The sequence below is a fragment of the Mycobacterium paraterrae genome (genome assembly GCF_022430545.2).
GTDB classification, from domain to species: domain Bacteria; phylum Actinomycetota; class Actinomycetes; order Mycobacteriales; family Mycobacteriaceae; genus Mycobacterium; species Mycobacterium paraterrae.
This window is the reverse complement of sequence record NZ_CP092488.2, coordinates 1,027,762-1,053,151: the sequence shown is the minus strand read 5'-3', so window position 1 is coordinate 1,053,151 and position 25,390 is coordinate 1,027,762. Positions and strand designations below refer to the sequence as shown.

At 63.7% G+C, this 25,390-nt stretch carries 23 protein-coding genes and 4 tRNA genes; 11 read left to right on the top strand and 16 right to left on the bottom strand.

Translation table 11 applies throughout. The features are described 5' to 3' along the window. Positions 1 to 102: 102 nt before the first annotated feature. The 4 genes from pstS (at position 103) to pstB (ending at position 3,960) form a co-directional block, all read left to right on the top strand. The gene (pstS, locus tag MKK62_RS04930; protein ID WP_434085073.1) at positions 103 to 1,200 is read left to right on the top strand and encodes a phosphate ABC transporter substrate-binding protein PstS; all 1,098 of its coding nucleotides are present in this window, start codon (positions 103 to 105) and stop codon (positions 1,198 to 1,200) included. Positions 1,201 to 1,329: 129 nt separating this feature from the next. Beyond that, positions 1,330 to 2,262 carry a phosphate ABC transporter permease subunit PstC gene (pstC, locus tag MKK62_RS04925; RefSeq protein ID WP_434085072.1) on the top strand — a complete coding sequence of 311 codons (933 nt, stop codon included), beginning with the start codon at positions 1,330 to 1,332 and terminating at the stop codon, positions 2,260 to 2,262. Beyond that, positions 2,259 to 3,191, top strand: a complete 933-nt coding sequence (gene pstA / locus MKK62_RS04920; protein ID WP_240262111.1) for a phosphate ABC transporter permease PstA — start codon at positions 2,259 to 2,261, stop codon at positions 3,189 to 3,191. The genes pstC and pstA overlap by 4 nt, the downstream gene beginning before the upstream one ends. Then, entirely contained in the window at positions 3,184 to 3,960 is a 777-nt protein-coding gene (gene pstB, locus MKK62_RS04915; RefSeq protein ID WP_240262112.1) for a phosphate ABC transporter ATP-binding protein PstB, read from the top strand. Before pstA ends, pstB begins: the two co-directional genes overlap by 8 nt. A 7-nt stretch (positions 3,961 to 3,967) precedes the next feature. On the opposite strand, the gene phoU is transcribed toward pstB, so the two are convergent. The 5 genes from phoU to MKK62_RS04890 all read right to left on the bottom strand — a co-directional run bounded on the left by phoU (position 3,968) and on the right by MKK62_RS04890 (position 9,931). Further along, positions 3,968 to 4,636, bottom strand: coding sequence for a phosphate signaling complex protein PhoU (gene phoU / locus MKK62_RS04910; protein WP_240262113.1), 669 nt, complete (start codon positions 4,634 to 4,636; stop codon positions 3,968 to 3,970). A gap of 106 nt (positions 4,637 to 4,742) precedes the next feature. Continuing rightward, on the bottom strand, positions 4,743 to 6,875 hold the full coding sequence (locus MKK62_RS04905; RefSeq protein ID WP_240262114.1) for an LCP family protein: 2,133 nt from the start codon (positions 6,873 to 6,875) through the stop codon (positions 4,743 to 4,745). A gap of 201 nt (positions 6,876 to 7,076) precedes the next feature. Continuing rightward, a complete protein-coding gene (dusB, locus tag MKK62_RS04900) occupies positions 7,077 to 8,162 on the bottom strand; it encodes a tRNA dihydrouridine synthase DusB (RefSeq protein WP_240263819.1) in 1,086 nt (361 codons plus the stop codon). Positions 8,163 to 8,216: 54 nt separating this feature from the next. Further along, positions 8,217 to 9,236: an acyl-ACP desaturase gene (locus MKK62_RS04895; protein WP_434085022.1), complete on the bottom strand. Its 1,020-nt coding sequence runs from the start codon at positions 9,234 to 9,236 to the stop codon at positions 8,217 to 8,219. Between the two features lie 110 nt (positions 9,237 to 9,346). Then, positions 9,347 to 9,931 carry a TetR/AcrR family transcriptional regulator gene (locus tag MKK62_RS04890; protein WP_240262115.1) on the bottom strand — a complete coding sequence of 195 codons (585 nt, stop codon included), beginning with the start codon at positions 9,929 to 9,931 and terminating at the stop codon, positions 9,347 to 9,349. A 44-nt stretch (positions 9,932 to 9,975) separates the two neighbouring features. Here MKK62_RS04890 and MKK62_RS04885 point away from each other — a divergent pair, with 44 nt between their 5' ends. Further along, complete coding sequence (locus MKK62_RS04885) at positions 9,976 to 10,986, top strand: oxygenase MpaB family protein (protein WP_434085021.1); 1,011 nt, start codon at positions 9,976 to 9,978, stop codon at positions 10,984 to 10,986. Here MKK62_RS04885 and MKK62_RS04880 read toward each other — a convergent pair. Then, positions 10,983 to 11,459: a nucleoside deaminase gene (locus MKK62_RS04880; protein ID WP_240262117.1), complete on the bottom strand. Its 477-nt coding sequence runs from the start codon at positions 11,457 to 11,459 to the stop codon at positions 10,983 to 10,985. The genes MKK62_RS04885 and MKK62_RS04880 overlap by 4 nt on opposite strands. Positions 11,460 to 11,600: 141 nt before the next feature. Here MKK62_RS04880 and MKK62_RS04875 point away from each other — a divergent pair, with 141 nt between their 5' ends. Continuing rightward, entirely contained in the window at positions 11,601 to 12,437 is an 837-nt protein-coding gene (locus MKK62_RS04875; protein ID WP_240263821.1) for a class I SAM-dependent methyltransferase, read from the top strand. A gap of 4 nt (positions 12,438 to 12,441) precedes the next feature. On the opposite strand, the gene MKK62_RS04870 is transcribed toward MKK62_RS04875, so the two are convergent. Together MKK62_RS04870 and MKK62_RS04865 are read right to left on the bottom strand one after the other, a co-directional pair. Then, the gene (locus MKK62_RS04870) at positions 12,442 to 13,509 is read right to left on the bottom strand and encodes a F420-dependent hydroxymycolic acid dehydrogenase (protein WP_240262118.1); all 1,068 of its coding nucleotides are present in this window, start codon (positions 13,507 to 13,509) and stop codon (positions 12,442 to 12,444) included. 237 nt (positions 13,510 to 13,746) lie between these two features. Next, positions 13,747 to 13,822: transfer RNA gene (locus MKK62_RS04865), tRNA-Lys, on the bottom strand. A 112-nt stretch (positions 13,823 to 13,934) separates the two neighbouring features. Here MKK62_RS04865 and MKK62_RS04860 point away from each other — a divergent pair. From MKK62_RS04860 to MKK62_RS04850, 3 genes are all read left to right on the top strand, one after another. Continuing rightward, a tRNA-Glu gene (locus tag MKK62_RS04860) sits at positions 13,935 to 14,007 on the top strand. A gap of 31 nt (positions 14,008 to 14,038) precedes the next feature. After that, positions 14,039 to 14,112 (top strand) — tRNA-Asp (locus MKK62_RS04855). Between the two features lie 38 nt (positions 14,113 to 14,150). Then, positions 14,151 to 14,227: transfer RNA gene (locus tag MKK62_RS04850), tRNA-Phe, on the top strand. 32 nt (positions 14,228 to 14,259) lie between these two features. On the opposite strand, the gene MKK62_RS04845 is transcribed toward MKK62_RS04850, so the two are convergent. The 5 genes from MKK62_RS04845 to MKK62_RS04830 all read right to left on the bottom strand — a co-directional run bounded on the left by MKK62_RS04845 (position 14,260) and on the right by MKK62_RS04830 (position 18,321). Then, the gene (locus MKK62_RS04845) at positions 14,260 to 15,417 is read right to left on the bottom strand and encodes a tyrosine-type recombinase/integrase (RefSeq protein WP_008263933.1); all 1,158 of its coding nucleotides are present in this window, start codon (positions 15,415 to 15,417) and stop codon (positions 14,260 to 14,262) included. Further along, on the bottom strand, positions 15,418 to 15,651 hold the full coding sequence (locus MKK62_RS04840; RefSeq protein WP_008263943.1) for a helix-turn-helix transcriptional regulator: 234 nt from the start codon (positions 15,649 to 15,651) through the stop codon (positions 15,418 to 15,420). It abuts the gene before it with no gap. A 10-nt stretch (positions 15,652 to 15,661) separates the two neighbouring features. After that, a complete protein-coding gene (locus MKK62_RS04835) occupies positions 15,662 to 17,008 on the bottom strand; it encodes a hypothetical protein (RefSeq protein ID WP_020821580.1) in 1,347 nt (448 codons plus the stop codon). Further along, a complete protein-coding gene (locus MKK62_RS26505) occupies positions 17,005 to 17,427 on the bottom strand; it encodes a hypothetical protein (RefSeq protein WP_008263947.1) in 423 nt (140 codons plus the stop codon). Before MKK62_RS26505 ends, MKK62_RS04835 begins: the two co-directional genes overlap by 4 nt. 99 nt (positions 17,428 to 17,526) lie before the next feature. Continuing rightward, positions 17,527 to 18,321: a GntR family transcriptional regulator gene (locus MKK62_RS04830; RefSeq protein WP_020821582.1), complete on the bottom strand. Its 795-nt coding sequence runs from the start codon at positions 18,319 to 18,321 to the stop codon at positions 17,527 to 17,529. A 79-nt stretch (positions 18,322 to 18,400) separates the two neighbouring features. Between MKK62_RS04830 and MKK62_RS04825 the strand changes: the two genes are divergently transcribed. Beyond that, positions 18,401 to 18,832, top strand: a complete 432-nt coding sequence (locus MKK62_RS04825) for an NUDIX hydrolase (RefSeq protein ID WP_008263949.1) — start codon at positions 18,401 to 18,403, stop codon at positions 18,830 to 18,832. 7 nt (positions 18,833 to 18,839) lie between these two features. Here the strand turns inward: MKK62_RS04825 and MKK62_RS04820 are convergent, their stop codons facing one another. Beyond that, complete coding sequence (locus MKK62_RS04820) at positions 18,840 to 20,408, bottom strand: hypothetical protein (RefSeq protein WP_224097130.1); 1,569 nt, start codon at positions 20,406 to 20,408, stop codon at positions 18,840 to 18,842. Positions 20,409 to 20,672: 264 nt separating this feature from the next. Here MKK62_RS04820 and MKK62_RS04815 point away from each other — a divergent pair, with 264 nt between their 5' ends. Beyond that, positions 20,673 to 21,119, top strand: a complete 447-nt coding sequence (locus MKK62_RS04815) for a DUF6188 family protein (RefSeq protein ID WP_014710938.1) — start codon at positions 20,673 to 20,675, stop codon at positions 21,117 to 21,119. A gap of 28 nt (positions 21,120 to 21,147) precedes the next feature. Here the strand turns inward: MKK62_RS04815 and MKK62_RS04810 are convergent, their stop codons facing one another. Beyond that, positions 21,148 to 22,044, bottom strand: coding sequence for an alpha/beta fold hydrolase (locus MKK62_RS04810; RefSeq protein ID WP_014710939.1), 897 nt, complete (start codon positions 22,042 to 22,044; stop codon positions 21,148 to 21,150). Continuing rightward, the gene (locus MKK62_RS04805; protein WP_024636820.1) at positions 22,041 to 25,127 is read right to left on the bottom strand and encodes an MMPL/RND family transporter; all 3,087 of its coding nucleotides are present in this window, start codon (positions 25,125 to 25,127) and stop codon (positions 22,041 to 22,043) included. The genes MKK62_RS04810 and MKK62_RS04805 overlap by 4 nt, the downstream gene beginning before the upstream one ends. Positions 25,128 to 25,390: the final 263 nt, after the last annotated feature.

Genomic DNA, 25,390 nt, shown 5'->3' with positions numbered 1-25,390 from the left:
ATTCTGGCGCACGCCGTCAACCGCCAACGCATAGTTTCGCGCGTGCCCGGCGTCGCAACCGACAGGCCGCTGGCGGACAGATCCCCCGAGGAATCGAAATTGGTGAAGCTCCACGCGCTGTGCAAAGCGCTGACGTTCGCCGTCGTCGCGGGCGGCTTGACCGCCGGCTGTGGCAGCGACAGCAACCTGCGTGGACTGTCGGCGCCGTCGCACCCGGTGAATTGCGACGGTAGGCAGGACCTGACCGCGGAAGGTTCGACCGCTCAGCAGAACGCCATCGCCCTGTTCAACATGGACTGGTCGCAGCTGTGTCCCGGAAAGCAGCTGGCATACAACCCGACCGGATCGGGCGCCGGACGCGAGCAGTTCATCGCCAAGCACGTCGACTTCGCCGGCTCGGACTCACCGCTCAGCCGCGACCAGATCGGGCCGGCCGCCGCCCGGTGCAACGGCAATCCCGCCTGGCACCTGCCGCTCGTATTCGGTCCGATCGCGATCGTGTTCCACCTCGACGGCGTCAAACAGCTCGTCGTCAACGCCGACGTGCTGGCCAAGATCTTCAGCGGCGTGATCGCCAGCTGGGACGACCCGGCGATCGCCAAACTCAACCCGGGCACGTCGCTGCCCAACACCAGAATTTCGCCGATCTATCGGTCGGATTCCTCGGGCACCACCGACAACTTTCAGAAATACCTCGGCGCGGCCGCCCCAAACAGCTGGACCCGCGGCGCCGGCAGCGAGTTCCAAGGCGGCGTCGGAGAGGGCGCACAGAAGTCGTCCGGGATCGTCCAAGCGGTGCACTCCGCGCCCGGTGCGATCGGCTACGTCGAGAAGGGCTTCGCCGACCAGGCTGGAATGCCGTACGCCAGGCTCAACGACGGCGGCGGCGCGGTCGAGCTCACCGACGACTCGGCTCGCAAGGCCATCGACGGCGCCACCTTCGCTCGGCCCGGCGACGACTTGGAACTGAATCTGAAGTCGATCTACCGCACTCGGGAAGCGGGTGCCTACCCGTTGGTGATGGCCACCTACGAGATTGTCTGCTCGAGGGGCTACCAGGCCGCGACCAGCGCCGCCGTCCGGTCGCTGCTGACGGTGGCCGCCGACAACGCCCAAGAGGGCCTGTCGGGCGCCGGCTACGTCCCGCTGCCGGACAAGTTCAAAAAGCGTCTGCTGACAGCGATCGGCGCAATACGGTGACTACCCTCTTGTCCAGGGCTGACGACTGATGGGGCTACCGTGACGACACCGAATTCGGCCGACACCGGCCCGGGTCGAGTCCTCGCCGATGCGTCGCGCCGGCTCACTCCTACCCCTCTTGGCTGGGGCGTGGTCAAACGCAGTCGCGGCGACCGAATCTTTCGCGGCCTGGCGGAAAGCTCTGGCGCGCTGATCATCGTCTTGATCGCTGCGATCGGGCTGTTCCTGCTGATGCGTGCCATTCCCGCGCTGTCGCGCAACCGGGTCAACTTCTTCACCTTCGGCGGTAACTGGTCGACCACCAACACCGAGGCGATGCGCTTCGGGGTGTTCGACCTCCTTCAGGTGACGATGATGGTCGCGTTGTTCGCCCTGGTGCTGGCGATGCCAATCGCTTTGGGAATCGCCATCTTTCTGTCCCAGTACTCACCACGCAGAGTTGTCGGACCGCTGGCCTACATCGTCGATCTGCTCGCGGCGGTCCCGTCGATCATCTACGGGGTCTGGGGGCTTTTCGTGCTGGCTCCGCGGTTGCGGCCGGTCGCGACATGGCTCAACCAGCATCTGGGCGGGATCTTTCTGTTCGCGACGGGCAATGCGTCGGTATCCGGGGGCGGCACGATTTTCACCGCGGGAATCGTGCTGGCGGTGATGATCCTGCCGATCATCACCGCGGTGACCCGCGAAGTCTTCATGAAGACGCCGCAGGGTCACATCGAAGCCGCGCTGGCGCTCGGCGCCACCCGCTGGGAAGTGGTCAAGACCGCGATATTGCCGTTCGGGCGATCCGGCTACTTCAGCGGAGCCATGCTGGGCCTGGGCCGCGCGTTAGGCGAGACCATCGCGTTGCTCATAATCCTGCGCGGCACGCAGGCGGCGTTCGGTTGGTCGTTGTTCGACGGCGGCTACACCTTCGCCACCAAGATCGCCGCGACCGCCTACGACTTCAACAACGAGTACCGGGCCGGGGCGTATATCGCCGCCGGCCTGGTGCTGTTCCTGCTCACCCTGGTCGTCAACGCGATGGCGCGCGCCGCTGTCGCGGGCAGGACGGTTCGATGACGTCGCTGCTGGACCGGCCGCTCAAGGCGCGTGGCTTCACCGGTGTGAGCAGGCGTCGACGCGCAGCCGACGCCGTCGCCACCGTCTTGGTCACCTGCGCGGTGGCGGTGGCGCTGGTCCCGTTGATCTGGCTGCTGTACTCCGTGGTGGCCAAAGGCTTCGGCGCTGTGAAATCCACTGTGTGGTGGACACATTCCCAAGCAGATATGACGGCGTTCATTGCCGGCGGCGGCGCATACCACGCGATCGTCGGAACGGTGTTGCAAGGACTGGTGTGCGCGGCCATCTCCATACCGATCGGGGTGTTCGTCGCCATCTACCTGGTCGAGTACGCCGGCGACAGCGCAATGGGCAAGCTGACCAGCTTCATGGTGGACATCCTGACCGGTGTGCCGTCGATCGTCGCCGCGCTGTTCATCTATGCGTTGTTGATTGCCACGCTGGGACTTCCGCGATCCGGGTTCGCGGTGTCGCTGGCGCTGGTGCTGCTGATGATCCCGGTGATCGTCCGCACCACCGAGGAGATGCTGCATATCGTCCCGGTGGAGCTTCGCGAGGCGAGTTACGCACTGGGCGTGCCGAATTGGCGGACGATCACCAAGATCGTGCTGCCGGCCGGGATGTCCGGCATCATCACCGGGATCCTGCTGGCGCTCGCCCGGGTGATGGGCGAGACCGCTCCACTTCTGGTCCTGGTCGGCTACTCGCAGGCGATGAACTTCAACATCTTCGGCGGCTTCATGGGGTCGTTGCCAGGCATGATGTACGACCAAACGTCGGCGGGGGCCGGCACCAGTGTGATTCCCACCAATCGGCTGTGGGGCGCCGCCCTGACGCTGATCACGCTGATTGCCGTCATTAACCTGGTGGCCAGAGTCGTCTCACGAGTCTTTGCTCCCAAGTGGTCAGGCAGGAATTCCGATGGCTAAGCGGTTGGACCTCAAAGAGGTCAACATTTTCTACGGCGCGTTCCAGGCGGTCGCCGACGTCTCACTGTCGGTGCTGCCGCGCAGCGTGACGGCGTTCATCGGTCCGTCGGGGTGCGGTAAGACGACGGTGCTGCGGACGCTGAACCGGATGCACGAGGTGACGCCCGGGGCGCGCATGCAGGGCAGAGTGTTGCTCGACGACGACGATATCTACGGCTCCGGCATCGACCCGGTCGGGGTGCGGCGCGCGATCGGGATGGTGTTCCAGCGGCCAAACCCGTTCCCCACCATGTCGATTCGCGACAATGTGGTAGCCGGTCTGAAGCTGCAGGGCGTGCGCAATCGCAAGCTGCTCGACGACACCGCGGAGTACGCGCTGCGTGGGGCAAACCTGTGGGACGAGGTCAAGGACCGGCTGGATCGGCCCGGCGGCGGGCTGTCCGGCGGTCAGCAGCAGCGGCTGTGCATCGCGCGGGCGATCGCCGTGCAACCCGACGTGCTGCTGATGGACGAGCCCTGCTCGTCGCTGGACCCGATTTCCACGATGGCGATCGAGGATCTGATCGCAGAACTCAAGCAGGAGTACACCATCGTGATCGTCACGCACAACATGCAGCAGGCGGCGCGGGTCAGCGACCACACCGCGTTCTTCAACCTCGAGGGGGTCGGCAAGCCGGGTCGACTGATCGAGATCGATGACACCGAGAAGATCTTTTCCAACCCGACGCAGAAGGCCACCGAGGACTACATCTCCGGTCGCTTCGGCTGAGTTAGACCTAGCTTTGTGGGGCGACGGACGCGTCTTCGGGGAGATGTCCGGTGGCCTGGAAAATGACCCGGCGGGCCACCTCCACGGCGTGGTCGGCGAATCTCTCGTAGAAGCGGCCGAGTAGCGTCACGTCGACGGCCGCGGCCACGCCATGCTTCCATTCCCGGTCCATCAACACCGTGAACAAGTGGCGGTGCAGGTCGTCCATCGCGTCGTCTTCTTGGCGGATGCGGGCGGCCTTCTCTGGGTCGCGCGACTGCAGCACTTCTTGCGCGCTGTTACCCAATTCGACTGCGAGCCGCCCCATTTCGGCGAAGTAGCCGTTGACTTCCTCAGGCAGCGTCTTCTGCGGGTGACGTCGGCGGGCGATCTTGGCGACGTGCAAGGCCAGCGCCCCCATGCGGTCGATGTCGGCGACCATCTGGATGGCGCCCACGATGGCGCGCAGATCGCCGGCGACCGGCGCCTGCAGGGCCAGCAGCACGAACGCGCTCTCCTCGGCGTGCGCGCTCAGCTCGGCGATCTTTTCGTGGTCGGACATGACCTGCTCGGCGAGTACCAGGTCGGCCTGCAGCAGTGCCTGCGTTGCCCGCTCCATCGCCTCGCCGGCCAGCCCGCACATCGCTCCCAACTGTTCGGACAGCTCCGAGAGCTGCTCGTGGTAGGCGGTGCGCATACCAGCAAGGGTACGTTCCGAATCTCCGGACTGGCATTAACCGCCCCAAAGTGACGCGTGAAATCGCGGTGAATGCGGGTTGACCTGCTTTTCGGCGCGGGTCGGGCTATTCGCAGTGGGTGTCGGCGGCGTTGGTGACGGTTAGGTCGTCGGGAAGTTTGCTGGCCGGGCTACTGGCGTTGCGCTCGACCTGCAAGCTGACCGGCGAACCGGCCGCCGGGGGCGACCCGACGGCGGTGAAATCTGATCCGAGAACCACTTGCACCACCTGCCCGGTTCCGGTGATCCGCTCGACTTTGGAGTTCGGGAACGATCCCGCGACGGTGGCGGCGGCTTGCTCGTTGCCCGGGGAGTACAGCACCTTGGTGGTCTTGAGGGGGCTCGGGTAGTCGTCGGGTGACTTCACCCGGAAGCCGCGGCGCTTCAGCTGGCTGCTCGCCGTCCCGGCCAGGCCGGACTTGGCAGTGGAGTTGGATACCTGCACGGTGACGTCTTGTGGCGCCGCGGCGACGGCCTGCAGGTGCTCGGGGTGCGGATCGGCGGACCGGCTGGACTGAGCCTTGCTGTTCGCTGTCGTGGTCGGCGGGCTCGAGGTGGCGTTCATGTTGTTCTCACCGGGCAACGGGTCGTCGTTGATGATCGAGTCGAACAACGCCCGCATGTCAGCGGTCCGCGGCGGCTCGTCGCCGTTCTCGTCGGTGATTCCGGTGGGCACGGTTACGAACGAGACGTGGCCGGCGTTCATGCCCTGTACCGACTGGCCAAGTTGGACAAGGTCTTTGGTCTTGATGTTGTCGACGTAGCTGTTGCTGATGAACATGTTCACGACGCTGTTCAGCTTGTTCAGCGAGAGGAACGTCTCCTTGGAGATCAGCGATCGCAGCAGCGAGGACAGGAACAGCTGCTGACGTTTGATGCGGCCGTAGTCACCGTTGTTCTCGGTCGTGATGTTGCGGGCGCGCACGTAGTTCAGTGCGGTCTTGGAGTCGATCAGCTGCCGGCCGGCGTGGGCCAGCACGGTGCCGAGCTCGTAGTCCCTCAGCGGGGTGGTGCTGCACACCTCGACGCCGCCGAGCGCGTCGACCATCTTCGCGAACCCGGCGAAATCGACCGCGATGAACCGGTTGATGCTCAGCCCGGACAGCTTCTGGATCTCTTTGACCAAGCATTTCGGGCCGCCGAACGAGAACGTCGAGTTGAGCTTCGTCTCGGTGTAGACGTTCTTGGGGCCCCACTTCTTGGTGTCCGAGTCATAGATGGGACCGTATTCGCCGGTGTCGGGATTCCATGCCTCGCACTGGATCGGCGTGATCGCCAGATCACGCGGAAAGGACACGGCCACAACGCGTTTACGGTTGGCCGGGATGTTCACCAGCATGATGGTGTCCGAGCGGGCACCGCCGGCGTCCTCGGTGGTGCCGACGTTCATGTTGGCGTTCGCCCCGGCGCGGGAGTCCATGCCGACAATCAGGAAGTCTTCGTCGCCGTACTGGGCGTTGGCGTCGACGATGTCGTGCGAGCCCGGGTCCAGCGCGCTGACGGTGTTGAGTCGGTGGTTTTTCGACGTGCTCCACTGGTAAGCGCCGCCGGTCATCGCGAGCGCCGCCGCGGCGGTGGTGGCCACTGCCATGCGGCCGGCGAGCATCAGCCCGCCGTGTTTGCGCCGCTTCGGCTTGGGCTTGCGTTTCCGCTCGGGCGCGACGTCGTCGTCATCCGTGGTCTCGAGCAGGTTTGCGGGTGCGGCCGGTAAGACCGTCGTCTTCTCGGCGTCGGTGTCTCCCAGCACCGCGACGCGGCGAATGGCATCCAAATTGGGCAGCTCATCGGAGTAGTCCGCCGGGCTGAGCAGCTCGTACGGGTTGTAGTCCTCCGGTTGATCCGCGGACGGCGCGGGTTCGTTCGTCTCGGTGTCCGGGGCGGCATGGTGACGGCGGGGGCGATCGGTGGCGGCTCCACCGATCTTGGCGATCAGTTCCGCGACGCTGAGGCCGCCTTCAGCGTGGTTTCCGGAGGTGTCGTGACTGCCGTTGCCATTGCCGTGGTCGGCGGGATCGAGCGGCGCAGTGGATTCAACGGGTTCGCGCATCGCTGACGGGCCGACCCATTGATGGACAATGGTGGCCGTCGGGGCGGTGCCGAACCGTTCCCACGGCGCGGCGCCGCGCGAACCCGGCGGCGTTCCGGTAAGTCCTATGTCGTCGGCGTCGGGGCCGTGAGTGGCTGAATCGCCGTCACTCATGTCCTACCGGCCTCCGAATCTGGTGAAACTTCGCGCGCGCACCTCAGTGCAGCGCAACCGTCGCGGTCGCGTCGTGCCTGTACAGCCGTGCTGCGATGATGGCTCCGGTCTCGGCCACCGGCGCATGATGCAACAAGATCCACATCGTATAGAGACCCAACCGGAAACGCGATCTCAGGAGGGTATCGATAGAGGTGGAGGCTAGCCGCCCGAGTGCATCACGTCGGCGCCGGCCGGAACCGTGCAGTCGTCACGATCGGCCAGCCAGCCCTCGGGTAGCGCCACCCGCGCCGGTGAGCCCTGCCGGCCGCGCGGCCCGCTCGCCGCACTCGGAAACGGGATGTCTCCATCGAGCTTGTCCAGCAGCCGATCGAGCTCGTCGAGGGTCTTGACCAGGGCCAGCGCGCGCCGCACGTCCGAGCCGGCGGGAAAGCCATGCAAGTACCAAGCGATGTGTTTGCGCATGTCACGCATGCCTTTGTCTTCGCCGAAGTGTGCACTGAGCAGCTCGCCGTGCCGCCGAATGATGTTCGCGACCTCACCCAGAGTGGGGGGCGTCGGGGCCGCGCTTCCCGTGAACGCCGCCGACAGCTCGGCGAACAACCACGGCCGGCCCAAGCAGCCGCGGCCGATCACCACGCCGTCGCACCCGGTCATCGCCATCATTGCCAGCGCGTCGTTGGCCTCGAAGATGTCGCCGTTGCCCAGCACGGGGATGGTCCGCACGTGTTGCTTGAGCCGGGCGATCTGTTCCCAGTCCGCGGTTCCGGAATAGCGCTGGGCGGCCGTGCGGGCATGCAGTGCCACCGCCGCTGCGCCTTCGGACTCGGCGATCTTGCCGGCTTCGAGGTGGGTGTGGTGCTCGTCGTCGATCCCGATCCGGTACTTCACGGTCACCGGGATGTCGGTGCCCTCGGTGCCGCGGACGGCCGCGGCGACGATCTGGCCGAACAGTTGCCGCTTATAGGGCAGCGCGGCCCCACCGCCACGACGAGTGACCTTGGGGACCGGGCAGCCGAAATTCATATCGACGTGATCGGCGAGGTTCTCGTCGGCGATCATCTTGACCGCCGCGTACGTGGTGGCCGGGTCAACGGTGTAGAGCTGCAAGGACCGTGGCGTCTCGTCGGCGGAAAAGGTCGTCATGTGCATGGTGACCGGATGCCGCTCGACCAAGGCACGCGCAGTCACCATCTCGCAGACGTACAGTCCGCTGACCGTGCCGACGCGCTGCTGCTCGAGCTCCCGACACAAGGTCCGGAAGGCAACGTTCGTCACGCCGGCCATGGGTGCCAGCACTACTGGACTGGCCAGTTCGATGGGTCCGATCCGCACGACGGGCTACCGTCGGCTGAGCGTCAGCGTGCCCGCGGTGTGATGCAGCTCCTCGGCGGTGACGCGCTTACCGGTGCGAGCCTCGCGGTCGAGCTGACGCTGCTTGGAGATCTCGAACTTGTCGCACGACACTTCGAGCTCCTTGATCAGGACCGCCAGTTCGTCGCGCAGCCGGGCCGACTCGCCGCTGAAGTCTTCCCGCTCGAAGATCCGCCACTTCTTCAGGACGGGCATCACCACGTCGTCGAGGTGGATGCGCGGGTCGTAGACGCCGCCGACGGCGATCATCACGGCCTTGCGGCGGAATTCGGGCACCTGATAGCCCGGCATCTGGAAGTTGTGCAGCACCTTGTGCAACGAGCGCATCGCCTTATCCGGCTCGATCTCGAAGCCGGCCTCGGTGACGTCACGGTAGAAGATCATGTGCAGGTTCTCGTCGGCCGAGATCTTCGCCAGCAGCTGATCGGCGATCGGCTCGTTGCAGGCCTTGCCGGTGTTGCGGTGCGAGATGCGGGTGGCGAGTTCCTGGAACGTGACGTAGACGATCGAGTCGAACAGGTTGTCGCAGAACAGATCGTCGCGGACCTGGCGGTTCTGGCCCGGGCTGAAGCCGCGGTTCACCACCTCCATGCGGAGCTTCTCCAGCTCGATGGGGTCGATCGCGCGGGTGACGACCAAGTAGTCGCGCAGCGCGATGCCGTGCCGGTTCTCCTCGGCGGTCCAACGGTTGACCCACTGGCCCCACGCGCCGTCCATGCCCATGCTCATCGCGATCTCACGGTGATACGACGGCAGGTTGTCCTCGGTCATCAGGTTCTGCACCATGGCGACCTGCGCGACATCGGTCAGCTTGGACTGTCCAGGCTCCCAGTCCTGGCCGCCGAGCGCGTAGAAGTTCTTGCCGTCCGACCACGGGATGTAGTCGTGCGGGTTCCACGGCTTGTGCACGCTCTCGTGGCGGTTCATGTACTTCTCGACAACCGGCTCGAGTTCACGCAGCAGGTCCAGGTCCTTAGGATCTGGCACAGCACACCTCCCAGTTATCTGTGTCTGACGGTTTCAGTCAATATATCTGTGTACGTCGGTGACATCAAGTTTCGATCGGCCGCGATATTTACGTGTCCGCGGGGTCGGGGTCAGCCTGTCGAGGCCCTGCTGAGCAGCATGTCGACGCAGTAGTCGATGAACTGTTCGCGGCTGGCCGTCAGGCGTCCGTCCAGGTAGGCGGTGAACAACGCGGTCAGGCCGCCGATCAGGCTAGTCGCCACCATCTTCTGGCGCACCGGGTCGCCGATCTGGGTTAGCTTGCCCTGCAACAGGTCGATGAAGTTGGGCATCCATTGCGCGCCCGACCGAACCAGCACCGGTTCGACCGCCGGGGCCAGGAGGAGTACCCGCCCGCGCACCGGGTCGTCGACCATCAGCGCGACGAACCGTTCGACGGCCTCGCGCGGAGTCGCGGCGGACATCAGCGCCGTCATCGCCCGGGAGCAGACGTCGTCGTAGACGGCCCGGACGAACTCGTCGCGGTCGGCGAAGCTTTCGTAGAAGTAGCGTTCGGTCAGCTCAGCCTGTCGGCACACGGCCCGCACGGTCACCGCCGGACCGCTCGCCTCGCCGAGAAGTTGCACGCCGGCGGCGATGAGTTCCTCGCGTCGCAGGGCCTGGCGATCCTCCAGCGGGACGCCAGACCAGCGCCGCGAACGTTGACCGGACGGCACGGCCCTCCTAGACTCGCAGTTGACAACGCACGTAGTCAGTTTGCTTGATACCGACAGGAATATCGCCAGTGACTCAAGATACGTCTGAGGCGTCGACGGTTGCGTCGGGTTGCCCGGTTTCGCCGCTGGGATACGAGGCGCCGCCGCGGCCGCTCGGCCCCGACTCGCTGACCTGGCGATACTTCGGCGATTGGCGCGGCATGCTGCAGGGCCCCTGGGCAGGGTCGATGCAGAACATGCATCCGCAACTCGGGGCGGCGGTCGAAGAGCACTCGACGTTCTTCCGTGAGCGGTGGCCGCGCTTGCTGCGGTCGTTGTACCCGATCGGCGGCGTGGTGTTCGACGGCGACCGCGCACCGACCACGGGAGCCGAGGTCCGTGACTACCACATCGAGATCAAGGGCACCGATGCTCAGGGTCGCCGCTATCACGCGCTGAACCCGGACGTCTTCTATTGGGCCCACTCGACGTTCTTTGTCGGCACGATTCATGTGGCCGAACGGTTCTGCGGCGGTCTCACCGAAGAGCAGAAGCGTCAACTGTTCGACGAGCATGTCGAGTGGTACCGGATGTACGGCATGAGCATGCGGCCGGTTCCGAAGACCTGGGAGGAGTTCCAGGTCTACTGGGACCACATGTGCAGCGAGGTGCTGGAGAACAACTTCGCCGCCCGCGAGGTGCTCAACTTGGCCGAGTTGCCGAAACCGCCTTTCGCGGAATGGATTCCGGATCCGGTGTGGGCGCTGCAGCGCAAGTTGCTTCACCCGTTCTTCGTGTGGGTCACGGTCGGTCTCTACGACCCGCCGGTGCGCAAGCTGATGGGCTACAGCTGGTCACGCCGCGACGAATGGCTGCACCGCCGCTTCGGCGACCTGGTCCGGCTGGTGTTTGCCGTCGTGCCGCCGCGCTACCGCAAGCACCCGCGGGCCCGGGCCGGCTTCGACCGCGCGCGCGGCCGGATTCCCGTCGATACTCCGCTGGTGCATACTCCGCCCCGCAACCTGCCGCCGCTCGATGAGCGGGGCGATCCAAAGCACTACTGCCCTAACGTCTAAGGCCTCCTGCCGCCGTTGCGCTCGTTCCATTCGCGGTAGACGTCGATCGCCTCGTCACGCGGGTCGTAGCGCATCGGCAGTCGCCGCTGCTGCCAGTCCTTGCGGAACTCGTCGTAGAACGTCGCCAGCTCGAAGTAGTCGCGGTCGTCGACGTAGTAGGGCTCGTATTGGTCGCGCTGGGTCAAAAACACAACTTCGTCGGGCGAGCAGTAATACAGCGAGCCCAGGCACATCGGACACGGGTGGGCCAGCACGTAGATGGTGGCGCCGCGCAGGTGCTCGGTGCCCAGCTTCACGCAGGCCTCGCGGATGGCGAGGATCTCGGCGTGAGCCGTCGGATCATGGCTCTGCGCAACCTGATTGGCGCTCTCGGCCAGGATTTCACCGTCTTTGACGATTACGGTCGCGAATGGCCGGCCGCCTTCCTCGACATTACGCCGAGCCAGATCGATGGTTCGCTGCGCGAAGTCCATGCCGGAGTCCTCCATCCCTAGGCCGAGCAAATAACTAGCTGTTCTATATTAATTTCACCGTCGATGGGGGGAGTGCTGGTGTCCATACGCAGCGAAAGCGACAGCTGGGATCTTGCGTCGAGCGTCGGTGCGACGGCAACCATGGTTGCCGCCCAGCGGGCGCTGTCGTCCGATGCGGGTTACATCGACGACCCGTTCGCCGCGCCGCTGGTCCGCGCGGTCGGCATCGACGTCTACACGCGGCTGGTCAACGGCGAGATCCCGGTCGGCGACTACGCCGGGTTCGACCCGGCGCGGATGGCCCGCGGGATGGCGGTGCGGACGCGGTTCTACGACAACTACTTCATCGAGGCGACCCGCACCGGCATCCGGCAGGCGGTGATCGTCGCGGCCGGCCTGGATGCGCGGGCCTACCGTCTGCCGTGGCCGGACGGCACCGTGGTCTACGAGGTGGACCTGCCGGACGTCATCGAGTTCAAGACGTCCACGCTTCGAGACCTCGGCGCGGAGCCGACCGCCCAGCGTCGTACCGTCGCCGTCGATCTGCGCGACGACTGGCCCGCGGCGCTGCGGGAGGCAGGGTTCGATCCGGAGGCGCCGTCGGCGTGGAGCGCCGAGGGTCTGGTGGTGTACCTGCCGCCAGAGGCGCAGGATGCGCTGTTCGGCAATATCACCGCGCTCAGTGCTCCCACTAGCCAGGTCGCCTGCGAATTCGTCCCTGACACAACGATTTTCAAGGACCCGCGCTGGCGTGCTCACCACGACCGGATGACCGAGCTGGGTTTCCAAGTCGACTTCGACGAGCTCGTCTATCACTACGAGCGCAGCCACATCATCGAAGACCTGATCAAGCGAGGCTGGCAGGTGCAGCATCGCCCTGTCGCCGAGATGCACGCGGCCAATGGTTTCCAGTACGCCGACGACGAGATCGCGCAAGCCTTCGGCGACATCACGTACCTGAACGCCGTGAAGGGCTGATTCGCTAGCGCAGACGCGGCAGCACCGCGGTGCGATAGAACTCGATCGCGGTGAGCGGATCCCGCTGCGCGAAGTGCACGAATGGTGTCGCACCGGCATCGAGGACGTCCTGCACGGCTTTGACGTGGGTAGCGGGGTCGGTGCCGGTGGTCCAGCCCTTTATCACCTTGTCGAGCGGATTGGTCTGGGCCGCTTGTTGAATGCCGACCGGGTTTGGTTGGTCGACTGCGCCAGCGGTGAACCGCCACAGTTCCGCGCCCTGTGTGATGTCGTTGTGGTCGCCGACGACCGCGAACATCTCAGCCCGTTTGGTCATCGTCGCGGGGTCGCGGCCCGCTTCGTGCGCTCCGGCGTTGAATGCCGTCACTAGCTTCGGGTTTCTGACGTCTCCGGCCTCGGTGATCCAGCCGTCGCCGTACCGGCCCGCGAGCCGTGCGCTTTTGGGACCGCCGGCGGCGACCAAGATCGGTGGGGTCGTCGGGGGTAAGTCGTAGAGCTTGAGCTGGTTGGTCTGAAAGTAACTGCCCTGGAAAGACATTCGTTGGCCACCCCACAGCTGGCGGATGAGTTGGATAGCTTCGATCAATCGGTCGTGACGTTCCCGGTAGGGCCCGAATTGGGTGGTGGCCGCTTGCTCGTTGAGCCGCTCGCCGGTGCCGACGCCGAGAAAAACCCGGCCTGGATAAAGCGCCGCCAGTGACGCAAAGGCCTGCGCGACGGTGGCGGGGTGGTAGCGGTAGATGGGGCACGTCACGCCAGTGCCGAAGGGGACGTTGGTGTGCTGACCGACGAGCGCGAGCGTGATCCACGGAAACATCGAATGGCCCTCATTGTCCTGCCAGGGCTGCAGATGGTCGCTGGCCCACAGGTAACGAAACCCGGCTCGCTCGGCCGCCTGAGCCTGGTCGACGAGCTGGGTGGTGGTGAATTGCTCGTGCGACAGCACGTAGCCGACGGCTGGTCCCGTCGGCGGCGGTGGCCCTTCGCGCTTCGAGGTGCAAGCGGACGCTATGCCGGCGGCGCTGGCGCCGGCCGCGAGTAGCCCAAACGAGCGACGGGATAAGCCCTTCATCGGCCCCGGGTACCCAATGTGCGATCGAGTGCAGCGGTTCGACGTCAGTCGGTGAAGCCGACCCGCACCGACGCGGGGGTCGTCTCCAGCGCCTTGACGACTTTTGCGCCGAGGCGCCCTAATTTCTAGGAGTTCCAGGGCTCGGTAGTACACCGATCGGTATAGCTCAACGCCTCGTTCGAAGGCGTGCATTAGCCGAAGTAGACGTAAAACATCAGCCGAGATACAAACGGCTCCTGGTGCCCCCACTAGGACTCGAACCTAGGACCTGCGGATTAAAAGTCCGTAGCTCTACCAACTGAGCTATAGGGGCGGCGACGGACCAGAGTACTGGGTCCTCGTTTGAGGATTCGGCCCCCGGTGCCCTAAGCTAGCGTGGCTCCAACGAACCACGTTGTGAGTACCCCCGAAGAGATTCGGTTCTGGCCCCCATCGTCTAGTGGCCTAGGACGCCGCCCTTTCACGGCGGTAGCACGGGTTCGAATCCCGTTGGGGGTACGTGCGACGCGGCAACGCGGAGTAAGAGCAAGGCCCTGTGGCGCAGTTGGTTAGCGCGCCGCCCTGTCACGGCGGAGGTCGCGGGTTCGAGTCCCGTCAGGGTCGCTTATGTTGTGAGGCACTTCAGCGGCACGGTGCCTTCCGGCCAGGTAGCTCAGTTGGTACGAGCGTCCGCCTGAAAAGCGGAAGGTCGGCGGTTCGATCCCGCCCCTGGCCACCAGTCTTGAGCTGCACGGACGCGGTGATGGCACTCTATGGATGGTTCGGTGTGTCCGGTTCCTGTCCGTTCGCCCGGTTTTTGGCGACGTCCTGAAGCCGGTCGAGATTCGTGGCTACGTGGTCGAGTTCGTCTGAATAGAGGTCGCTGTAGATGTTCGCGGTGACGGTCGGCGTCGAGTGCCCCATCGTCTTCTGGACGTAGCGGAGGTCGGCGCCGGAGGCCCGGGCCAGGCTGGCGTAGGTGTGGCGCAGGTCGTGAATCGTCAGCGGCACCAGTCCGGTTTTCTTTAGGGCTTCGTTCCAGTCGGTATGCCGGCGCCAGTTGTTTGATCTGAGGAACCCGCCATTTGGCGAGGTGATTGCATGTTCTGTGGGCGCGCGATTATCGATCCTTGGTTTGAGCGCGTCGATGACGATTTGGGGGAGTGGGACGGTTCGGGCGGCGGCGCGAGTTTTTGGCGGCCCGACGATGATCCGGCCTTCCACTTCTGGCGCGGCCTGGCGGACATAGAGCCGACGCGCAGTTAGGTCGATGTCGCCGACCCGCAGGCCGACGAGTTCGGACCAGCGCAGGCCGGTGAAGGCGAGGATGATCACCACGTCGCCGTGGTCGCCGCATGCGGCTGCCAGGGCGGCGACTTCGGTGGCGGTCAGATAGCGGTGGCGTTCTCGGGTGGGTATCCGCCCGGATGACACCCCGTCAGCCGGGTTGCTGTGGATTCGACCGTCCTCGCGCGCCATGTCGAGAATCGACCGCAGCAGCCGCAGCGTGGCGAGTTTGGCCCAGGGACCGACGGTCATGGAATCGATGAATTGCTGTATATCCTTTCGGCTGATTTCATCAACCGGGACGTGGCCGAAACGCGGACTGATGCGTAGTTCCCAATGCTGGGTGTAGCCGCTCCAGGTCTTGGGCGACACTGCGGGGCGTTTCAACGCGCTGTATTGCGTCCAGACAGCGGCGAGTTTGGCCCGGCCAAGTCGGGGGTCGAAGCGTCTGGCGCCGATCGCCGCTTCGCCATCCCGGTCGGCCTTGAATGCCCGCGCTTCTCGCAAGGTGGCGAACGTCGACGACGTCTCAGCCCATCCCGACGGGGAGTCTGAATCACGCACCAGGTAGCGCACTTGATAGCGCGGCAGACCGGCCGAATTGATCCGCTTTCGGATACCGCGCGGGACCGATCCGGCCACTTAGCGACGCACCTTACGAAGCCATGCGCGGACTTCAGCTGCGTCCCAACGTCTTACGCGATCAGATAGCGTGTAGCAGGGCGGTCCCACGTCTGCGCCGTGTTCGCGCAATGCGCCCCATCGACTCACCGTCGCAGCGGACACGCCAAGCAGCTCGGCCACCTGCTCCGCTGTTAGAAGCTCTGGAAAGGTCGCTGTCGCGGTGGCGCTGGTTTTGATGCCGAGGGTTGTCATGCCGATGTCCTCAGTTCTCTGCTGAACCAGCGCGACTTGAGCTTGTAGGCCCGTATTCTTGTGCGACAGAACGGATTAGCGAATCGGGCCAGAAGTCGGCGCGTACTCGCATCGTTGACCCGTCTTCGGCGATGACGTATCCGGTACCAGGCTCATTTGGGTTGATCCGATGCGCGGGGGCGGCGTCGGCGAGGCCGTCACCCAAGACCATGGCGACTTCGTCGCGTGAGCGCAGCCGCAGTGCGACGGTTTGGGTGAACAACCCGCGCATGGGCAGAATCTCCTTGCGAGGGTCCTGCATGAATGCGGCGACCACGATGCCTACAGCCCTACCCTTTGTCAGGATGCGTGAGAGTGAGCCCGCAACTTGCTTCCTCAGTGCCGCGTCCGTCATGTATGCGGTCAAGCCCGCGAATTCATCGATGAGCAGCACGACGAGCGGTTCGGCGGTGCTCGGTGTGTGCGAACGCGCTCGGCCGGCCATCCTGCGACCGCGGCTGTCTAGTAGCTCCTCCAAGTTGGTCAGCAGTCTCGCGGCGTTGGCCTCGGTCGTCGCAATGCCGCTGAATAGTGCAGACCCGACTGACACTTCGATCCCGTACTTGAGATCCACGGCGAACAGCCGCACGGTTCCCGCCTTGATGGCTGGGCCTAATCCGCCTGCAATGCCCCAAAAAACGGAGCCCTTGCCCGCACCCGAGCACCCAACAGTGAGGGTGTGCAGGCCGGCGACGCGCAGAGTCCATGCCGACCCATTCTCACGCCGGCCGACCTCGACGCCCGTCGGCTCGACGCTGGTTGGGAATGCAGCGGTCTCTGCCTCTGAAAGGCATTGTTTCATAACGAATTCCACGCGAACCGTGCCGGGGCCGATCAGTGTCGAGCGGGCGGAATGCGCCCCGACAGCGTCACGAATTGCGGGGACCGCGTTTTCGAGGTCGTCCACCGTCTGGCCGGTCCGTGTTCGGACTGTCATCCGTAGGCAGTCGCCGAACATGCTCACCCCGAGAAGGCGAGGATGAGTCCAAACTGTCCTCGTCCTGCTCTTGCCCTGTGCGTCCGTGCGTGTGACGTGCTCGGGAGTCGACAACCCGCAGGCCTTGGCAACCCGTGGCCAGGAGATCGATGCCCAGATCAGCCATCGGGCCCGACATGCTGGTGTTGCAACATAACGCCCAAATGTGGCGGGGGAACGCACTCTCCAAACGACGAGCGAAACGGCGACCACGCCGATCACCGCAATGAGCCACATGGCGCCGACCGCCAGCAGGTGCGTGAGGTCAAAGAAGTCGATGCCGGCGTCGGGATCTGGAATCGAATACGGATCGCTAGGTACTACGGGGTCGTACGGACTCATGCTGACACCCGGTCTCCCGCTGAGGACCCCGCCTTGCCGGTGTCCGCAGTCATACCCGAGGCCCGAAACGACCACGCGATGCGGCCGGATTCGCTCGAACGGTCTACGTACGGCAATATGTATAGTTCCTCGAAAATCACTGGTGTGAAGGGCATTCCGGCAGTGTTCGGTGGGCACACAGGCTGCTTGGGCGTTGCGAACTTGACGGTGAGAGTGCGCGCTCGCTTACTAGCTGTCGGGTCGCCGTCGAGGACTTCGACCTGCCACAACGGAGCGCCTGATTCTCGATCAGTCGCCTGGACCTTGTTGTCCTTCGTCGACCGCTCGTAATCGATCACCGCCGTCACGTCGGACACCACAAACGCTTTGCGTGGGAAAACCTGCTGGTGTGACACCTTGAGCCATTTCGGCACAGACATTTGTCGACCTTTCATGAGAACTGCTCTAGACAAGTTGAGGTTACATAGTCGTCTAGAGGAGTGCAACGGTCGACGCCCAGTTGATCGAAGACTTTGGGCTCAGCGGGCCGGGAACTCGTATTCGAGCAGGTAGGCGGAAGCAACTTTCACCGTGTCGCAGACCTCAACCGCCACGTCATTCGCGTCATATGCGGTTCGCAGCACTGTCAATACGGGAACGCCTGGTTCGAGTTCCAGTTGCCGCCGTTCTTCGGGAGTGGGCATTCGGGCTGCGACCTCCTCGGTGAAGTGACCGAGTACGTGGCCATTCTCTTCCAGTCGGGCGTAGATGCCCCCGGGCCCAGTGTCCACCTGCTCGATCCTCGTGCCTTCGGCGAAAGCAGCCGGGATGAAGGAGACCGCCGTTTCAACCGGTCGGCCATTCGCCAGGTAGCGGCGCGATCGCACGACGATGTCATCGTCCGGTGATAATCGAAGTCGTTCCGCTACAAACGAATTCGGCTTCTCGCGGCTCACCGCAATATTGTCGACTTGCGGCGAGTAACCCGATTTCTCGGCCTCGACGGTAAACGCCGCCTTGCCTGCCGCGCGATGCTGTCGCGCGAATCGATCCGACGCGAGCCGGCGGATGGGGGGCGTCGGGCGAATAAACACCCCGCGGCCATGCTGCGAGACGACCAGTCCCTCGGAACGAAGCTCCTGCACAGCTTGTCTTACCGTCATGCGTGCCACACCGAAATGCTCGATAAGTTCCGTCTCAGACGGCAGTCGTTCCCCGGGAGCTAGCCGGTTGGAACGGATCGCTTCTCGCAACATGCCCGCGATCTGCCGATATGGCGGCTTGTCATCGGCTCTGTCGATTTGTCCAAGTTGCAGCACCCGCTGGCCTTCCATCACATGCCTAGACGACTAGTCTAGGAAGCCAGTCAACCCGTGTCTCTTCTGCCGGCATCGAACAAGGAGGACCCCAGAAATGGCAACCTCGCCTAAGCACTCGGTCAGTGTCGCCGGCATCGTAGTGCGTGACGATGATCGCGTTCTCGTGATCAGGCGGGACGACAACGGCCACTGGGAAGCCCCTGGTGGTGTACTCGAACTAGGCGAATCTTTTGAGGACGGTGTTCGGCGCGAAGTCCTTGAGGAAACCGGATTGACGGTGAAGGTAGAACGTCTCACCGGCGTTTACAAGAACCTGACCCATGGGATTGTCGCTCTGGTCTACCGCTGCCATCCGGCCGATGGGGACACTCACCCCACTGCGGAAGCCCGCGAGGTTCGTTGGATGACAAGGGAGGAAGTTCAGTCAGCGATGAATCCTGCATTCGCGGTGCGTGTACTGGACGCGTTCGACGAAGAAACTCATTCGCGGGTCCATGACGGCGTCAACCTCGTGTCGGGCTGCTAGGGGTCCACTACACGCTGTCCGGATGTAATCCGAACAGTGCTTGATAGAACACTGCTCGCTTTGGGGGCGCTGGCTCGACCTCGCCCGGACGAGCCTGCACGCATCCCAGGAACGCACTAGACGACGGCGCATTCGCCGGTTTGTTCCGGACGATAAGTTTCGTGAACGCTTCGATGTACTCGAGCGCCGCTCGGATGAGGGTGAAACCGGTTGTCGCAAGGTCGGCCACCATTGACGAACCGGTAAAGGGCGAAACAGGTTCGGTCTGCCACACTCCCAGCGCGTCGTAGTGGTGCTGAGTCATCTCATTGTCGGCACCGAGGGCTAACTCGGGAATCACACTGAGATTCAGCGCCACGTTCATCGTGTTGCCGTAGCTGCGGCCAGGGTGGGTGTCGACGGCAAGAACGCCATCGTGGATGTGATTCCTCAACTGCTTGCAGAGCCACGCATACACCCGCAGGCGCGTCACGTCACCCAAAAGTGACTGGTCGTACTGCGTTCGCACTTCCTTGTCGATGAAGGTCCGCGAGTCGAGTGATCCCCGAGCCTTTTTCCGATCAACTGACGGGTCGACCATCGCTTGGTAAGCACGCCCGAAAATATCGAAAACTGCTGCAAGATAGAGTAATTCACGGTCAAAAGCTTCAGCGGTAGCCTCGGCAACATCTTCGTTCCGCTTCCCGTCCAGCGGGTTCGACAGCGCGGCCAGCAGATCGTCGAACGCGCGCGCTGCACGTCTCAGGCGGATGCGAACCGACGTGAATGCCTCTGCGGCCTCAGGTCCACCTTTAGCGGCAGCCGCAAACATTGAAGCGGCATCGAAGTATGGCAATCCGCTGACCGTGCCCCAGTCGTAAAGATTGACGATGGTCGCAGTCGACTCCGTCGTCTCCCAGCTTCCGCCACCCACCAACATGCCGCGCTCGACCGTCACAACCGGATTGCTAGTCACCCGCAAGTAGTGACCGATGAGTGGTACAGCCGCGTCGGGTGTCACGCTGACGACCACATCGTTGTCGGCGACATCTGTTCGTCCCGCAGTGGGGGCGGTGGTGACGATGGCATCGATGCCAACAGCCCCGGCGGCGGCAGCATAGGCAGCTGCACGATGTCGCTGATCGAGCGTCAACGGGGGGAGGCCGTCCGGCGCATCGTGCTCATCGAGCTGCTGGTACGCGGCGAAGAACCGAGCCTTGGACCAGGCACGGTAGCTCTCGCCACGAGCGGTGCTGACGGAGAACTCGGCCGCGTCGCAGAACTTGCCTGCGTCAGCTACGTTCGTGAAATTGACGGTGTGGCAAGGCGGTTCATCGAGCAACTCGGTCCACCCGCTCGGAGCTTCCGTTGCCGCCGGGATCAATAGGTGCACCTCGATCTCGTCGCGCGTCAGGAACCCGGTGATGTAGCCCTCCTCCGGCGGCTCCGCGATGGTCCCGACATCAATGCCCAGCCGCACCGGGCGCGTTGCCGGCCTCAATGGGTACAGAGGCTCCAACTTCGAGTCTCTCGTCGGCGGCCGAACGTAGCGCATGAAGCGCCAGTTGGGCCGGCCGGATGGGATGGTGATCGCCATATTGGGATGGTCGCACTTGGGGATGACAACTCAGATCGGTCCGTAGTGTTCGCATTCCGACGACTGCATGCATACGGCAGGTCAACCGACCGCAGCCACACCAGAGCCGCACGGCAGGGGAGGCGCGCGAGCGCATTGATCGAGGTTTGCAGCGCATTCTTGATGCATGGAACGCCCGCGATAGCGCATAGGAATACTAATAGTATCGTTGCGCTACTATCGGTAGCATAGATGGGACTCACCGACGCGTCGAAGGGGGCGGTTATGCACACGCAATGGATTGAGCAATGCACCGTTCAGCGAGTCTCGCTGCACGAAGGGCTCATACTCGACCTCGACGGTTACAACGAATTGGTGATTTCCCGACCGCTGCGACTGACCCTCCCGCCGGCAGGAGCCTGGCCGTCGGATGAAGTGTTGATCGACCCCATCAACCTTTCGCCCGAGGAGCGGCCACTGTTGGACCTTGCCGGAGCGATCTGCACGCGCGCCTGGTGCGACGACGACGGGGCCTTACATCTCTGTTTCTCCCCCGGCCACCGCATCGACGTCGACCCGGATGTAGCGGCGACCTCGTGGGAACTCTATGGCAAGTGTCACGGATACGTGGCGTGTCTGCCGCGAGGTCGCGTCCGAGCGATTCGGCACGACCTTCCTGTCGACGAGAATGACTCAGACGCAACACAACCCAAAGCCATGGCACATCAGTAGCCCGGGTGGCTGAAGACTCGCTGGATGCTTATGTCAGGGTCCTCATGGCGCGGTCGAGGAAGTCGGTAACCGCGGCGGTGAACGCGTCGTTGTTGTCGCCGGCAACCATGTGACCGGTGCCGGTGACGTCCGTCGTTTCGGCGTGCCTGACGAGCTGGCGGAATTCGCTGACGGTTTCCTGGGAGACTACGTCTGAAAGTGCCCCGCGTACCAACAGCGTTGGGGCCGTGATTCGACGTGCTCCTTCGGCGAGGAATCCGCTGATGGCGTCGAACTCCTCGCTGCCCGTCATGAGATTGCCTTGGAGGACATCGAAGTTGGAGCTGATGAAGGCCGGGTCCCAGCGCCAGATCCATCGGCCATCGCTACGTTGGCGCAGAACCTTGTGCAGGCCGTCGAGATTTTCGGGTCGCGCGCGGCGTGGGTTGTATTCGGCGATGACATCGGCGGCATCATTGAGCGTGCCGAATCCGTCGGGGTGTCCGGCCATGAATGACAGGATGCGACGGGCCCCATGAAATTCCATTCGCGGGGTGATGTCGACCAGGACAACGGCTGCCCAGAGGTCGGGTGGGGCCAGCAGATGGGTAGCGAGGATGATCAGCCCACCCAGCGACGCGCCGACGACGGCGGGGGGACTGTCGGCGCTGACGTGTCCTCGTACCGAGATCAGATCGGACACAAACCGTTCGATGTCATATTGTCCGCTCGGGTCCCAGTCGCTGTCGCCGTGACCTCGTGTGTCGTAGGCGACGACGGTGTAGCCGTGGGAATAGAGTCGACGGGCGGTGGTGGCCCACGCGTGACGGTTCTGGCCGCCGCCATGGAGCAGCAACACGACGGGGTGAGTCGCGGCGTGCCGGTAGCAATCGGCCACGAGAGTGATCCCGTCGCTGGTGCGGATGCGCTCTCGGCCAATTGTCATGTGGTCCGGTGTGGTCGGCCGTTGTGAGTCGAGGATTTCCGTTGCGGCCACCAGCTGGCCTCGCGCAGGAGCGTAGCGATCGCGGGCACCGTGAGGGTGCGAACGACGAAGGTGTCGAGTAGTAGGCCGCAGCCGACGATGAATCCGACTTGGATCATGATTCCGACAGAGCCGACCATCAGGCCGAACATACTCGCGGCGAAGATGAGCCCGGCTGAGGTGATGACTGAACCGGTGTTTGCGACCGTGCGTAGCACGCCGACGCGAATGTTGTGAGCGGATTCTTCGCGTAACCGCGAGATCAGCAGCATGTTGTAGTCGGCGCCGACGGCGACCAGGATGATGAACGCCACAAGCGGTACGGGCCAGGCGATTTCCTTACCCAGGCCGTATTGGAAGACGAGCGTCCCAATGCCCAGTGCCGCGCCATAGTTGAGTACGACCGTACCGAGGAGGTAGAGCGGGGCCAGCAAGGCACGCAGGAGAAGGACAAGGATCACTCCGACGATGACGAGCGTGGCGATCGCCAGCAGATGAAAGTCGGCCGACAGCAGGCGCTGAATATCGGAGTTGACGGCGGGGAAACCGGCCATCGATATCGTGGCGTTGGCCAGGGAGGTGTTCGGGCGTGCGGCCCCGGCAACTTCGGTGATTTTCTGAGCGAGATCCATCGCTTGGCTGCTGTAGGGGTTGTAGCTCGATTCGATCGCGAAGCGGGCGGTCTTGCCATCGGCCGACATAAAATGTTTTGCCACATCGGCGAACTGGCGATTCTCGAAGGTGTTGGCGGGCAGGTAAAAGCCGCTGGCGTTGTCCGAACCGGCGCTGGACCGCGCGGAATTTTGTAATTGGGTGGCGACCTGACTCATGCCGGACAACATTTCGATGTTGCTGTCGGCAAGGGTGTGCACGCCGGTGGCCAGGGCTTGTGCACCCGACGCGAGCTGGCTGATGCCGTTTTGGAGGCGGCGGATATTGCCGGCCATGTCGGCGGGATCGCCGAGTGCTCCGAAAGCCTTGTTCAGCGAGGTGACCGTGCTCTGCAGATCTGCTACGGTGCCCGCCGCATTGTCGCTGCCCGGCTGGTACATGTCGCCCAGGTTGGCGAGCTGGCTGAAAAAGCCGCCATCGCGCAAGGTCACCAGAATCTGCACCTGATCGCGGATCTGGGCACACTCGGGTGTGGTGGCACACCACGGGGAGGTGTTGAGCGCACCAACCAGCGGATCGATCGTGGCGATCGCGTTTTGGGCTTGTTGAGCTTCTTGACGCAGTCCCGGCCCGGTTCGGATCGCTTGATCGATGGTTGGTGTGGTAGCCGAAAGTTGCTGCAGCAGAGGGCGAAAGTGTTGAAATTGCGATCCGCTGGACTGGGCTTGGGTAAGGACCGCGGTCAGCGGTGTCAATGCCGTGCGCAGGGTGGTGTCAAGTTGCGCCAGGCCGCCGGCGAGTTGGTCGGCGCCACTGGTGAGTTTGGCCAGGTCGTCCTTATGGGCGTCTCCCTTGGCGACCGCGCCGGCCATCTTGTTGCCGATCTGGCCGTTTTGCCACGAGAGCTGTGCCTGATCGAGGCGTGCACCGGTGGGCCGAGTGACACCGGAAACCTTGGTGACGCCCGGCAATTGCGACACTCGAGACGCCATTTCATCTAGGTCGGCTAGGCCTTTACTGGTGCGCATATCTGTGGGTGATTCGACGACCATGAACTGTGTGATGACGATATCTTTGCGGAAATGCCTATCCAGCAAGCGATAGCCCTCATTGCTGGTGGTCGTCGCCGGCTGTCCTTGCCGATCGTCGTAGCTGATGTGCATAGTCAGCGCGACAGCCGCGAGGCCTAATACAAGTGCCAGGCTGGCGGCCAGCAGTGGGGCGGGTCGGCGGACCACGGCCACGGCGATCCAGTTCCAGTATCGGCGCGTGCGGTCAGCTTTGGGTTCGCCAATGCCATGTTTCGCGGCAAGCGCCAATACCGGAGGAAACAACGTTACTGTAGCTGCGACTCCGACAAAGACAGCGATCGCGCACGCCGGGCCTAATGCGCTAAATACGCTCAGCTTCGCAAAGACCAAGGATAGAAACGCAAACGCCACAGTCGCGGCGGAAGCCATGATCACCCGCCCGATGGTGGCGGTTGCGTTAATCACAGCCAGGTCAGCCGAAATCATCTGGCGGCGCTGCTCGTGATACCGGCTGATCAGAAACACGGAATAATCGGTGCCGGCACCCAACAAGATGGCAGTCATGAACGCAATCGTGAATTGCGACACCGGCATTCCTGATTCGCCCAGCGCCGAGAGCACCCCGCGCCCGACCGCCAGGCTCACACCGATCACGAGCAATGGCAGCAACGCGGTAACTAGTGACCGATAGATGACCAGCAAAATCACCGCGATCAGACCGGCTGTCACGATGGAGATGCCAATCAAATCCTGCTCAGCCGAATCGATTAGATCGCTGAATGTCGCGGGAGGTCCGGTTACACGAACGATCGTGGACGTACCGCTAAACGACTCGGCGACAATAGCGCGCACCGCCCGAACGGATTCCGCCGCTCTAGGATCGCCGAGCGTGCCAGCTACCCCGACCGGCACATACCACGCCTTGCCATCCTGGCTCATCGCCTGACCCGCAGTAACGGGGTCGGCTAACAGATCCTGAACCAGTCGCACGTGCTGGGAGTCGGCACGCAACCGCGAAACCATCGTTTTGTAGCGCTGACGCACCGGCGCAGTCAGGCCCGTCGGGTCCTCGAATGCAACAAAGACGGTGGTCTTGGACCCCTGCTCGCCGAATGCCGTGCCCATCCGGTCAACCGTCTGCAGCGATGGAGCATCAGGGGGGACCAGATTCACCGACTGCTGTTTCACAACGGTTTCCAGCTGGGGGAACAGCATCGCCAGGACGCCGGCGGTCACCACCCACGCCCCGATGACCAGCACCTTATGTCGGATGCTGAACCCCGCCAGGCGAGCTAGTCGATCACTGTATGCGCCCTCGCCCGCCGCGACCTTGCGAAGTTGCTCCCGAACTGGGCGACTCAGCGTCGCCACCCCCGAGGAAACCCACCCGTTGTCCGCCATCCCCCACCTCCGTTATCCCAAAAGAAACTAACGGTGTCGGAACAGTACCGCTAGTACCCTTTCGCTTCGTCGCCGAAACCGCGACAGGCGTGCACCCGTCGACCGCTACCGCACTACTCACCTGGATTGGCCCGAGAGCACCCCGCAGGCGACGGACCAGCATTTCGCGCCTGGCGCGACGTGCCCCTCGGCGCGCAGGTTGATTGACCGTGACGACGCACCGTCGCCGAAATTCTGAAAGGTTCATGAACGCCGCAGACGAA